Source organism: Pseudomonas sp. NBRC 111138 (assembly GCF_001320835.1).
Classification (GTDB): Bacteria; Pseudomonadota; Gammaproteobacteria; order Pseudomonadales; family Pseudomonadaceae; genus Aquipseudomonas; species Aquipseudomonas paracarnis.
The window spans coordinates 50,541-63,107 of sequence record NZ_BCBO01000096.1 but is presented as its reverse complement, the minus strand read 5'-3'; the positions used below and the strand labels follow the sequence as shown (position 1 = coordinate 63,107).

The 12,567-nt window shown below is 57.7% G+C and carries 10 protein-coding genes and 1 pseudogene; 10 read left to right on the top strand and 1 reads right to left on the bottom strand.

Annotated features, from left to right (window positions below; genetic code table 11):
- Nucleotides 1-18 precede the first annotated feature (18 nt).
- Both APH41_RS18485 and APH41_RS18480 read left to right on the top strand, forming a co-directional pair.
- Complete coding sequence (locus tag APH41_RS18485; protein ID WP_014719512.1) at nt 19-345, top strand: helix-turn-helix domain-containing protein; 327 nt, start codon at nt 19-21, stop codon at nt 343-345.
- A 51-nt stretch (nt 346-396) separates the two neighbouring features.
- Entirely contained in the window at nt 397-753 is a 357-nt protein-coding gene (locus APH41_RS18480; RefSeq protein WP_014719513.1) for a DUF2784 domain-containing protein, read from the top strand.
- Here the strand turns inward: APH41_RS18480 and APH41_RS18475 are convergent.
- Entirely contained in the window at nt 740-1,708 is a 969-nt protein-coding gene (locus tag APH41_RS18475) for an NAD-dependent epimerase/dehydratase family protein (RefSeq protein WP_014719514.1), read from the bottom strand. The two genes, APH41_RS18480 and APH41_RS18475, sit on opposite strands and share 14 nt — an antisense overlap.
- A 94-nt stretch (nt 1,709-1,802) precedes the next feature.
- On the opposite strand from APH41_RS18475, the gene APH41_RS18470 reads away from it, so the two are divergent.
- From APH41_RS18470 to APH41_RS18435, 8 genes and pseudogenes are all read left to right on the top strand, one after another.
- Entirely contained in the window at nt 1,803-2,687 is an 885-nt protein-coding gene (locus APH41_RS18470) for a LysR family transcriptional regulator (protein ID WP_054920598.1), read from the top strand.
- Nucleotides 2,688-2,740: 53 nt separating this feature from the next.
- A complete protein-coding gene (locus APH41_RS18465) occupies nt 2,741-3,319 on the top strand; it encodes a DUF4337 domain-containing protein (RefSeq protein ID WP_003193347.1) in 579 nt (192 codons plus the stop codon).
- Nucleotides 3,320-3,497: 178 nt separating this feature from the next.
- Nucleotides 3,498-3,833, top strand: a complete 336-nt coding sequence (locus APH41_RS18460; protein WP_054920596.1) for a hypothetical protein — start codon at nt 3,498-3,500, stop codon at nt 3,831-3,833.
- A 69-nt stretch (nt 3,834-3,902) separates the two neighbouring features.
- A complete protein-coding gene (locus tag APH41_RS18455; RefSeq protein ID WP_054920593.1) occupies nt 3,903-4,943 on the top strand; it encodes a DMT family transporter in 1,041 nt (346 codons plus the stop codon).
- 326 nt (nt 4,944-5,269) lie between these two features.
- Nucleotides 5,270-6,529: an integrase arm-type DNA-binding domain-containing protein gene (locus tag APH41_RS18450; RefSeq protein ID WP_054920591.1), complete on the top strand. Its 1,260-nt coding sequence runs from the start codon at nt 5,270-5,272 to the stop codon at nt 6,527-6,529.
- A 25-nt stretch (nt 6,530-6,554) separates the two neighbouring features.
- Nucleotides 6,555-6,824, top strand: a pseudogene (locus APH41_RS18445) (integrase); the annotation flags it as partial.
- A 1,298-nt stretch (nt 6,825-8,122) separates the two neighbouring features.
- Entirely contained in the window at nt 8,123-10,291 is a 2,169-nt protein-coding gene (locus APH41_RS18440; protein WP_177333581.1) for a dynamin family protein, read from the top strand.
- 10 nt (nt 10,292-10,301) lie between these two features.
- Nucleotides 10,302-12,554 (top strand): dynamin family protein, encoded by a 2,253-nt coding sequence (locus APH41_RS18435; RefSeq protein WP_054920584.1) that lies wholly within the window; start codon nt 10,302-10,304, stop codon nt 12,552-12,554.
- Nucleotides 12,555-12,567: the final 13 nt, after the last annotated feature.

Sequence of the window (12,567 nt, the reverse complement as noted above, 5' to 3'; positions counted from 1 at the left end):
TCCAAGAGGGTAAAAAACGTGACGAGCGAACCTACTGCCGTACAGATCATCCACAATACGCAGGGCGAGCCAGCCTATGTGGTGATTCCCTATGAACACTATGTGGCGCAGCAAAACGATCCAAACCTGATACCCCATGCGGTAGTCAGCCGCCTGGTGGATGGCGCAACACCTATTCGCGCGTGGCGCGAGCATCTGAGCCTGACCCAGGAAGAAGTCGCCAAACGCCTGGGTATTTCACAATCGGCATTTGCCCAGCAGGAAGCGGTCAGCAAACCCCGCCGCACCACGCGGGAAAAGATAGCCAAAGCGTTCGGTATCAATGCCAGTCAACTGGAGCTATAACGGCGCGCTGCAAAAATTCACGTACCCCTTCACCTCACATCGAGCTCAAACATGCTCTACCGCCTAGCCGCCGACGGCCTCGTGCTGTTCCACCTGGCCTTTATCCTGTTCGTGCTGTTCGGCGGCCTGCTCACCCTGAAGTGGCCCAGGGTAATGTGGCTGCACCTGCCCGCCGTTGCCTGGGGCATCGCGGTGGAGGTGCTGCACCTGCCCTGCCCACTCACCCGTTGGGAAAACCTGTTTCGCCACTTGGCAGGGCAGGATGGTTATGGCGGTGGGTTTATCGAGCATTACATTTTGACGATGATCTACCCAGCCGGGCTGACTGCGAATACTCAATTAGTGCTGGGGGCCGTGGTGGTGGTGGTCAACCTCGCCGTGTATGCACGCCTGATCAAACGCAAGTAGGCAGGCAACCCAGGCCAACCAGGGTGGCCTCCACCGCCTGTTCCAGCGGTGTGTGGGGCTCATGGCCGAGCGTCGCGAGCAGGCGCTGGTTATCCAGGCGCAACGGTGTTTGCCACAGGTAGCGCATCTCCTGCATCTCACGCACGGTGACGACAAAAGGCGCCGCCCAGTTCAACAACCACCAGGGAAACGCGCCGACCCTGGGTTGCTGGCCCGTCCTGCGCAGCACCACACGCTGGATCGTCTTAGCCATCTGCGTACCGTCCGCATCCATGTACCCAGCCATATGAAAGCAGGCGAAGGCGCCAAGACTGGCACGACGCTCAATCAACTCAAGCATTGTACGCGCTACGTCCGGCAGATAAGCCCATTGATGGGCCACGCCGTAATCGCCTGGGTAGCGGATGGTGTGCACCGGTTTGCCGGGTTTGACCAAGCCTTGGGCAAACCAGTTATTGGCCACCCTGGCGCCGAAAAAATCCCCAGCGCGCACAATCACCACCCGGGCGCCCTGAGTGGAAGCGGCTCGCAAGCGCTGCTCCATCTGCACACGGATCGCGCCCTTGCGAGTCAGCGGGTGCTGGGGTGAGTCTTCGTGCAGCACAGGGAATGCATCCGGCCCGAAGTTGTAGACCGTGCCGGGCAGCACGACTGTCGCGCCTTCGCAGATGGCCGCCGCAATGGAGTTGTCGATCATCGGCAACACCCACTCGGCCCATTTGCGATAACCCGGCGGATTGACGCCGTGCACGATTACCGCGCAGCCCCGGGCGGCCGCGATCACGTCGTCGCGATTCAGGGCATCGCCTTTTAGCCACGTAAAAACAGGATTTTGGCTGCGAGCCTTGATCAGATCCCGAGTCAACGCCCGCACCTCCCAGCCCGCCGCGCTCAACTGCCGCGCCACTTCGCCACCAATGCCACCGGTTGCACCCAAAACCAGAACCTTGCTCATCACCCTCTCCCACTGTTGGTTGATGAGGGTATGTTGGATGCGGAACAGCTATAGAGGAATTGCCCAAGAGTATCGAGCCGCTATACATTTATGTATGGCTACGAATATCGGTTGGGAGCTTTACCGGTCATTTCTCGGTGTACTCAAGGAAGGATCGCTGTCGGGGGCCGCACGGCAGCTCGGCATCACCCAACCCACGGTAGGGCGGCACATCGCCGCGCTGGAAACGGCGCTGGGCGTCGTGTTGTTCACCCGCTCGCCCTCAGGCTTATTACCCACTACGGTCGCCCACACACTGCGGGCGCATGCAGAAACCATGGCGCGTACCGCCGCCGCCCTTGAACGCGCCGCCTCGTCCCAAGGCGATGAGGTGCGCGGCGTGGTACGAGTATCGGCCAGTGAAGTGGTGGGTGTGGAGGTACTGCCGCCGATCATCACGCAATTGCACCGGGAACACCCGCACCTGAAGGTGGAACTGGTGCTGACCAACCGCTTGAGCGACCTGCTGCAGCTGGAAGCCGACATTGCCGTGCGCATGGTGCGCCCCAGCCAGGAGCAGCTGCTGGCGCGGCGTATCGGCCTGATCGAAGTCGGCCTGCATGCCCGTGACGATTACCTGCAGCAACACGGCATTCCCCAACACATGCACGACCTGGCCGGCCACTCCGTCATCGGCTTTGATCAAGCCACTGCATTTATCCGCAGCCTGGCAATCAAGGGTTTTGAGCGCAACGCCTTCGCCATCAGTAGCGACAGCGACCTGGCGCAACTGGCAATGATCCGCGCCGGTGCCGGCATCGGTGGGTGCCAGGTACAACTGGCCCAGCGCGACCCACGTCTGCGCCGAGTGCTGCCTGACGGCTTCGCGTTTAAAATGGACACTTGGGTCAGCATGCACGAAGACCTGCGCAACAGCCCACGCTGCCGGGTGACATTCGATGCACTGGTGGCAGGTTTGCAGCGTTACGTACAGGCTTGAGACAGCTGCGCTGGTGAACAATCAGCGCACCTCAATCCGTTCGCGGTCGCCCCATGTCCGAAGCCTTCGAAGTTCCCAGCCCCCACGAAAAACACCTTGAACACACCACCGAGCATGCTCACGGCCGCGGCGATAGCTTTGCCAGTCGTATCGCCGTGATGACCGCGATCATGGCGACCGTCGGTGCCATGCTCAGCTATCAGGCCGGCTCCAGCGAAAGTGAAGCTGCGATGGACAAGAACAACGCCGCCATCATCAAGACCGAAGCCGCTAACCAGTGGAACTACTACCAGGCCAAATCCAGCCGCCAGAACCTGGCAGAACTGGCCAGCCATATTCCCGGCGTGGATGCGGCGCATTACCAGGCGGAGATCGAGCGCTACAAGCGCCAGAAGGAAGAAGTGCGTAAACAGGCCGAAACGCTTGAGGCCACTTCACGGGACTGGGACCACAAATCCGAGGAAGCGCTGCACCAGCACCATCGCTGGGCCCAGGCGATGACGGCGATTCAGATCGCGATTTCATTGGCGGCGATTACCCTGCTCACGCGCAAGGAATGGCTCAAACGCATGTCGTACACCGCCGGCGGGGTGGCGGTGATGTTGGGTGGCCTGGCGTGGCTGCATCTCTGACACGCCGAAGAATAAATGTGGGCGCTGTCGAGCCCCAACCAGGCTGCAATGGGATCACCGCGCAGTACCCGCCAGACTGCGACCCAGCCTCGCTGATTGATTTCAATCTGCCAACTGAGCGCTTAGAGTGTCGCCCCCCCGAGAATTGAATCTCGAGATTGAACCTATGGAGTTATGAGTGAAATACGTCAGTAAAGTCGTTGCAGCAGCCGTACTTGGTTTCACCCTGGCAGGTTGCACCGGCACCGCCATGAAAACCCAGCAATACGACGCCAGCCAATACACCGTCCTCGGCCACAGCGAAGCCAGCGCCACCGGCATCATGCTGCTGGGCGTCATCCCCATCGGCCAGAACAACCGCTTCGTACGCGCCCACGATGCAGCCATCAAGGCCAAGGGCGGCGACGCGTTGATCAACACACAAGTGCAGGAAAAGTGGTTCTGGGCTTGGGTATTGAACGGTTACACCACCAAAATCTCCGGTGATGTGATCAAGCTGAAAACCGCGCAATAAAGTACGAAATTGCCAGGGCGCTGACCCCGGCAAGCGACGTATCATGGGCCTGACTTTCGAGGATGGCCCATGAACCTCAGCATCATTTACGCCCTCGCGGCCGCCGCCCTGTTCGGCGCCAGCACCCCGCTCGCCAAAAGTCTTGGCCTGGGCCTCTCGCCCATCCTGCTCGCCGGCCTGCTCTACCTCGGCAGCGGCATTGGCCTTGCCGGTGTGCGCTTGATCCGTGATCGCGGCTGGAAACCTACCGGGCTAACCCCATCGGAATGGCCCTGGCTACTTGGCGCCATCGCCTTCGGCGGCCTCCTCGGCCCCGTTGCACTGATGTTCGGCCTGACCCGCACCACCACCGCCAGCGCCTCCCTGATGCTCAACCTTGAGTCGGTACTGACCGCCGTGATCGCCTGGGTCGTGTTCCGCGAAAACGCCGACCGACGCATCGTCCTCGGCATGCTCGCCATTGTGCTGGGCGGCGTGGTGTTGTCGTGGTCCGGTGCTGACAGCAGCCATCAGGACTGGACCGGACCGCTCGCCGTTGCGCTGGCGTGTTTGTGCTGGGGCATTGATAACAACCTGACGCGCAAGGTGTCGGCGTCTGACGCGCTCTTTATCGCTGGCGCCAAGGGTTTGATTGCGGGGTTGGTGAATTGCAGCCTGGCGCTTTACCTGGGGGCGCAGATTCCGGGCATGGCGCAACTGGCGCCGATTCTACTGGTAGGTTTCCTCGGCTATGGCATCAGCCTGGTGATGTTCGTGCTGGCCCTCCGCGGGCTGGGCAGCGCGCGTACCGGCGCTTACTTCTCCACGGCACCCTTTCTCGGTGCTGCAGTGGCGTTACTGGTGTTTGGCGAGTCGGTGACCGTCGCCTTCTGGATTGCCTCGGCGCTGATGGCCGTGGGCGTGTGGCTGCACCTGACGGAGCGGCATGCCCATGAGCATGTGCATGAGGCAACGCAACATGGGCACTGGCATGTGCATGATGAGCATCATCAACATGAGCATGGGTTTGAGTGGGACTCGAAGGTGCCTCATAGCCATGAGCATGCGCATGGAGTGATGAGGCATAGCCATGCGCACTTTCCGGATGTGCATCATCGGCATAGGCATTGAGGGCGGGCTTAGGCATAGGGTGTGACGTCATGGGGCCGCAGACTGAAAGGCCAGACAACTGAGCTGATAAAAGTTGTACCTTTCAAACCCCAGAAATCACAAAACCCCTGGTTTCTTTCGAAACCAGGGGTTTTGTTTACATCGAATTTGGCGGTGAAGGAGTCCGCCCAACTAACATCCATCAACAACCATGAAAATTCGCTATCCCTTTATTTTAAAGGGATAATAAGCCTATCATCGTCTCAAGACATCCACTAACGTTCGTCACCTTCCTAGCCTTTGTGGGGGAACAAGTGGGGGGACAGAATCGATAAAGGAATACTCACTTGGGAAAGCTGACGGCTAAGCAAATTGAAAATCTAACGACCGCGGGCACCTACGAAGATGGAGACGGCCTTCGCCTCTTGGTCAAACCCAACGGGAAGAAATATTGGGTGCTGCGTTTCCAGCTTGCGGGAAAGCGAAGAGAAATGGGCTTGGGCACCTATCCCGCAATCGGTCTTAAGGAGGCTCGACAAAAAAGCAGTGATAATCGGCGCCTACTGCGGGACGGCATTGACCCGCTGCAGGCGCGTGATGATGAGCGCATAGCACAGCAGGCTGCTGAGCACCATCGCATAAGGAAATCCGTAACGTTCCAAGACGTATCCAACGACTACATAGAGGCCCATCGTGCCGGCTGGAAAAACGTCAAACATGCCCAACAGTGGACAAACACACTGGCTACTTACGCCGCCCCCATTATCGGTGAGCTAGCGACTAGTCAGATCACCACCGAGCATCTTCTCGAAATCCTGAAGCCTATTTGGAGCAGCAAAAACGAGACAGCGAGCCGGGTACGCAACCGGATCGAACTGGTCCTCGATGCCGCTAAAGCACGTGGATTACGAGACGGTGAAAATCCAGCCCGCTGGCGTGGACACTTAGACAAACTGCTACCACCAAGCGCCAAGACTAAACGCACCCAAAGCCACCCGGCACTGCCCTACTCGGAGTTGTCTCGCTTTATGCAGGCACTTAATAGTGTGGAAGGACTCTCTGCCAGCGCGCTCAAAATGACCATCCTCACGGCCTGCCGAACCAGTGAAGTGCTTGAAGCGAACTGGAGTGAGATCGACTTGAAAGCCAAGCTATGGTCGATTCCTGCGGTGCGAATGAAAACTGGCAAGCCCCATACTGTGCCGCTCTCCGATGCACTTATAGCCTTGCTGGAAGGGCTCCCGCGGATCGCAGGCAGCTCGCTGCTGTTCCCAGGCGCCCGCAAGGGTCGACCGATTAGCAATATGGCCATGCTGATGACGTTGCGCCGCATGGATCAAAAGGATCGAGAGGGTCAGGGGAAAGGTTGGCGTGACAGCAATGACAATGTCATCACGGCTCACGGCTTTCGCAGCACGTTCCGGGATTGGGCGGCTGAATGTACGCACCACGCGCGCGAGGTCTGCGAGATGTCGTTGGCTCACGTGGTTGCGCATGGGGCAGAAGCTGCCTATTGGCGCAGTGACTTGCTGGAAAAGCGCCGTATGCTGATGACTGAATGGGCCAATTTTGTGACCCTCAACGTAAATGGGTCAGCCATTCCTTAGCTACATGACGCTAACGCGTTTGGTTTCGAGGGGACGCCTGGTGAGCCATGGCATGCACTCAATGGCTAGCACTATTCTCAACGAGCACGGTTGGGATCCTGAGTTGATCGAGGTGGCGCTTGCCCATGTGGACAAGGACGAGGTTCGCAGTGCCTACAACCGGGCGGACTATATCGAACGCATACGCCCTATGATGGACTGGTGGAGCAAGCACATTCAGGAAGCAGCCACTGGGAGCCTGTCAGTGTCGGCCCTCAGCCAGAACCAAGATCGAAAAGTCGTCTCAATACGCTAACGAGAGACTTCAACCAGTGATAAACAATCACTCGACCATGACAGCCGGCTGCCTGGACTGTGCATCGGGCTCGGCCCCCGCACTCTCAGTGTATATGCCAAGCAGCCAAGAGAAGCGATAGAGCCACCTAAATGAACTCCTTCAGCTGTCTCCGCGAGGAAAGGAAGTACGAAATGACGAAGAAGATCGTTCGGTAGCACTGCGGGGAGCTTCGCAGCGCCGTTATTGGACAGCTGAATGGCGACGGTCTTATTAAGGCCAGCGAATTTCACTTGGACTTTTTCTAGCACATGTCTACGGCCGGCTAGCAGGATATCAGTGGCTTCGCGCACATCATTTACCCCTTTGAGCAAGATTATTCCCGCCCCCCCTTCGTCGACTTCGACGCCCGAGACCTAGAGCGAGTCAACAGTGATGTCCTAATCTACGGCGACCAGCAGAGCCGAGACGGCAGCCCTACGAACGACGGAATGTGGTGAACGAAGAAAATGAAACAGCTCGGCGCTTATCTAAAACGCCGATGCTCAACCCTTCCGATAGACTACGCCTTGGCTGATACTGAGGCGGTCATCGGCACGATTCACCCATCAGTAATTTTTCTGAATCCTGCTCTAGGACTCACCTCGGCTGAGCTAACGTCGCTCCGTCTAAGCAAGTCTTGAAATGGACAATCAATATCAAAAAGCCATAAATTAGTGGCTTGGATCCATGACACTTCCTTACGACTAACAACAATGTGCTGCCGAGATACACATTGCATCCGTGACATCCGGAGGATGTCAGCCAGGAATACTTTGTCAACGCATGACGACACAACCTGTCGCGAACACCTGTCAAACTCAAACTTCAGGTTTGACCAAGTCAGCAATTCGGACGCACCCAGACCTGTGAGATGCCTCTCGGGTAAGGAACAACCTTTTGTCAGGAGACACAGTCATGCTGCTCAACCCTAATCAATTTTCTGAGCATCGGTCCCAACCGAATTCGCTTCCGACACCCTGCGCGTTGATCCGTCAATTATCTTCCTGCACGTCAGGTTAAATGCCAGCGACTGCTGAATGCTTAAACAATCGTCGTGCATCTCCTCGCGGAAGACCTTTTCTTACTTATCGGCACAAGCTTCAAGCCGCCAGACAACCTGAGAAAGATAACAATCCATGACCAACATATTGACTCAAGGCCTCGAACAGCGTCAGCAGAAAATCAAAGTGGCCAAGGAGTTCCTCAGCCGCACCCAAAGCCTGTTCAATGAGTTCGGAAGTGACAAGCTACGCACTTCCCATGCCCGTTTTGCCGAATTGCTGGATGCATTGAATGCAGATGCCGTACGCCTGGTCGTGCTGGGTGAGTTTTCCCGTGGCAAGTCAAGCCTGGTAAACGCGCTGTTGGGGATTGAGTTGCTGCCGACCGCCCTGCAAGCCACCACCGCCATCAACACCTTCGTACGCATGCTGCCTGCCGATCGCACCGAGCGCTTCATTCGCATCCATTTCCAAGATGGAAGACCAGTGCAGGAAGTGCCATGGAATGACGACATGGCGCTCGAGCGTTGGGGCACCGAACTGGATGAAAGCCACGCCGATGTTCGGCAGACGCTGGACTATATCGAGGCGTTCATGGACCACCCCTTGCTCGAAAAGGGGCTGGTTTTGGTGGACACCCCAGGCCTGGAAACGGTGATCAAACACCACGAAGCCATCACTCGCAAAGCCATTGCCGAAGCCCACATAGCCCTATGGGTTCAAAACACCACACAGCTCGGTGGCGCCGCTACGGAATGGGAATTTCTAACAGAAACCTTGCGCAACAACTTTCGAAAGTTTGTCACAGTCATTGGTTGGTGGGACAAGGTACTGGCACCCGACGACGCACGTGAGCGTCGCGTGCCGGTGGAGCAGCGTATTGAGGAAAAGCTGGACGTTGTGCGGCAGAACTTCCGCCGCCATCTGCAAGACGATAATGAGTACAAGCAACTGACTGACAAGAATCATCTGATCCCGGTCAGCGCTCACTGGGCGATGGAGAGCGATCCAGATAAGCGCAAACAGTCGGGCATTGAACAACTGTCGTTGCGTATTGCTGAAATGTTTACCAACGGTGAAGCGCTGGAACAGCTCTATAGCAAGCCGATGCAACAGATGTTCCACATCCAGCAACAACTGGCCGAAACGCTACAAGATGAGCTGCAACAACTGGAGTCGGACAAGAGCCTTGAAGAGCGAGCACGTGAACTTGCTCAGTTTGACCTGGAAACCCAGTTGCTCGAACAGGAGTCCGAAGCCGTCGCACGAGATTCGCGAGAAGAACATGATCGCGCGGCCCGGATACTGGTCGAAAAAATTCAGCGCGAATTGATCAGCCCCTTGGCCGAGCTCAAAGCCGATATCGAGAACCAGGTCGACGCCGGTTATGTGGAGCGACAGATCAAGAAACGGGTCAAGACCGTGACCCTGCCGGACGATCTGCACGAGCAGTTCCGATCCATCTCAGCACAGGTCGGCGACGCATGGAATAGGCAGAAGCAGGAATTGGCCAAGGCGCTGGACGGGCTGAGTGCCGATTACAGCAAGCAGATGGAAAAACACGCAGGTCGAATCAGAGGTGAGATGAGCAAGATGGATGTTCAGATGCCATCGCTCGACACTCAATTCATGCTCGACTTCAGCGCAATCGAACAGCACCGCCAGCAAGCAATGGCCCTGGAGCAGGAAATTGCCGCCCGCAATGAGCAGATCGACAGCATCGAAAGCGACATGTCCAAATACATGTCCAATGCAGCCCAACTGGAATTGGCACGCCAGGCCTTGTCTCGCGTCGAGCGCATGCACGACAGTCTGGGCGGGCAGCCGAGCCCGAGAGCGTCTTCGCGCCGCGAAGTGGTGAAAAAAGGCGGTATGTACAGCGACGATACCTATGGCGAAGTACCGTACACCGACCACAGCAACGTGCAAGCCTGGAAGGAGGAGCGGGACAAACTGATGGATTCTCTGAAGGACAAAGAAAAACGTCTGCATCAGATCGCCGCCGAGGAAGAGCGCAAGACCGGCATGCGCATGACAATGGAAAAGGCTCAGAAGAAGTACGAGCGCGAAGTGTCCGAGTTCGAGAAAAAGAAGGCGCTGTTCGAACAAAAGTCGCAGGCCGCCGAGGGCGAGTTGATCAAGGAAACGACCCGACGCCTGATCAAAAACACCGCCGGTCAGCTGGAACAGCGCATTCGCCATCTGGAAAATCATGTGAAGGATGCCATTAACAACGTTTTCGCCGATCAAATGCAGGCGCTGCAGGATTGCGTGAAAGAGCAGTATCTCGAGCCGCTGAACGCAAAGCTGGAGAAGCGCCGAGAAATCCATTCGCTGCTGGAACAGGGCAAGCTGAATGTTACCCAGCGCAGATCGCGTCTGGAGCAAGCCTGTAAAGATATCGACGACCTGATGACCATCACCCAAAATGCGCTGAAGGCCTGAAGGAGCGACCATGTCACAGCCTAATGCATTTCTGAATGAACTCTTGTCCAGTCTGCCGACCGACTGGCAACAGCCGGTCGAGGCCCTGGCCGCTGAAGTCCTTCATGCCGATACCCCTTTGCGCCTGGCTCTGCTGGGGAGCTTTTCCGTAGGAAAGAGCAGCCTGTTGAACATGCTGCTGCAAGAGCCGCTGCTGCAAACCGCACTCGAAGAGACAACCGCCCTGCCCACCTTCATTGAATATGCCGCCGACCGGGGCATGTCGTTGGTTGGTCGGGATGGCAGTCAATCGCCACTGGATGAGGCGCAATTTGCCGACGTCACCACCCATGCCCCTCATGGCGCGGCGTGCGCGGTGCTGGAACTGCCTCAGCCTTGGCTCAAAGGCGTATCCATCATCGACCTGCCGGGGTTGGGCAGCACCTCTGCCAACCATCGCGAATACACCCTGTCTCAGGTTCGTCAGGCTGACGCAGTGCTTTACCTATTGAGCCCCCGTGGTCCCTCCGCCGCTGACATGGACACGCTAAGAATCGTGCAGCAGTCCGGCAAGCGCGTGAAAGTACTGGTCAGTCACTGGGATGAAATCGAAGCGGCTATTGCGCGGGGTGAAAGAGCCCCGTCGCTCGAACAGTGGGCCCAGCAAATCGAAAGCACCACTGGCTTGCGTGCGCGCTTGGCGACCAGCCATCGCGAAGGCCTGGGGCGCGAAGACATTCTGGAGTTCGTGCAGCGTGCACGCGACGATCTTCAGAGCATACGCCTGCGTCGTTTTCAAGCAGAGCTGCGCCCGGTTTTGCAGAATGCTCTCGGGCAAAACGCCGATCAGCAACGCGCTTGCGAGGTCGACTCGGAACAGCAGGCACAAGCCCTGCATCAAGCACTGGTCGAGCGCAAACAGCGACTGGCCGAATTCAAGTCCAACCTGTATGGCGACCAGCAAGCAGACCGCGCCCGCCTCAGCCAGCAAGCCACCGTCAGCCTGGGCAAGCAACGTCAACACCTGGCGCAGCAACTCGATGAGCAGGCCGTCACCCTCTCTGAAGAATCCGAATGGGAGCGCTTCGGTCAGCAAGGTAGCCAGCAATTAGCGGCCGCCATACGAAATATCGCCAGACAGTTCAGCGAGCTCTCGCAGAGCTACGGCACCCTCGAACTGCCCGCGGCCGATATCGTCGAGTTCAACCTGCGCCTGCCCGCCCCGGAAACGGTGACCGCCGAGGACTTTATCGATATCGGCCGACTGACTCAGTTGCAACAGGCGTTGAACGAGCAGCAGGAAGCTCAGCAAGTGATGACGCAGAAGCAGGCAGCCTTGCAGGTCCAGGACATGGACGATCATGAGCAGAGCCTGCAGGTGCTGACCCATCAGCAACAGGCTCTCACGAGCCAACCACTGCCGATGACGCTGCAACAGACGGGCAATTTCAGTGGGGCCTTCATTGGACGGATGGTAGGAGAGGTTGCCGACATTGGCCTGATGCTCGTCAACCCTGCATCGGCCGGAGCGAAGATTGCGGCACTGATCGGTAAAGGGGCCAAGGTTGCCAAGATCGCGGTTAATACCGGGAAACTGGCCAAGACCATCAGTACTACCGTCAAGGTCGTCAAAGGTGTTCAGCAGGGAAGCTCCACCGTCAAAGGCATCCCGCAACCGATCATGGACAAGCTCGGCGGCCTGGAAATGCTGTCTCTGAGCTACTGGGGCGAACGCGTCGGCAATGCCTTGGGTGGCCCCACCGAAGTTCAGGTGGTCGACGCTCATGCCATGGCCGAGCGCGAAGCGGCAATCGCCGAACTGGAGCAACAACGTCAGACGCTGCGCCGAGCCCTGGCTCGCAATGAAGACATCGCCAACGAACGCCAGTTGACCGGCTGGGCACTGGAACAGAGCCAGAAAGAACAAATACGCTTACAGAACGAGCTGGAGCGATTCAAGCTGCAAGCCGAACAAAAGCATCGTGAGGCTCTGCAGCATTTGCAGCAGGAGCGCCTCAACCAACTGCGGCGCAGTTCGGAAAAAGCCAGGACCCAATGGCTGCAAAGCTTCGACCGTCAGGCCTCGGCCATGGACGAGCTTCTGCACAATCGAGTCCGCAGTTATTGGGAGGATCGCGTCGAAGCGCTGCTCAATGAGCGCCTGCAGGACATTGATCTGCTCACTGCCCAATCCCAAGCCAGCGCTCACGACAAACAGGTCACCCTCGTTCGTTTGCGCGAGCAGGCGCTGGCTCTGGAACATACCCTACAAACGCTGCACTGAACCGCCCAGCCCG

Coding starts and splice junctions, on each gene's coding strand:
- APH41_RS18480 (WP_014719513.1), top strand. CDS start 397: ATGCTCTACCGCCTAGCCGCCGACGGCCTCGTGCTGTTCCACCTGGCC.
- APH41_RS18475 (WP_014719514.1), bottom strand. CDS start 1,708: ATGAGCAAGGTTCTGGTTTTGGGTGCAACCGGTGGCATTGGTGGCGAA.
- APH41_RS18470 (WP_054920598.1), top strand. CDS start 1,803: ATGGCTACGAATATCGGTTGGGAGCTTTACCGGTCATTTCTCGGTGTA.
- APH41_RS18465 (WP_003193347.1), top strand. CDS start 2,741: ATGTCCGAAGCCTTCGAAGTTCCCAGCCCCCACGAAAAACACCTTGAA.
- APH41_RS18455 (WP_054920593.1), top strand. CDS start 3,903: ATGAACCTCAGCATCATTTACGCCCTCGCGGCCGCCGCCCTGTTCGGC.
- APH41_RS18435 (WP_054920584.1), top strand. CDS start 10,302: ATGTCACAGCCTAATGCATTTCTGAATGAACTCTTGTCCAGTCTGCCG.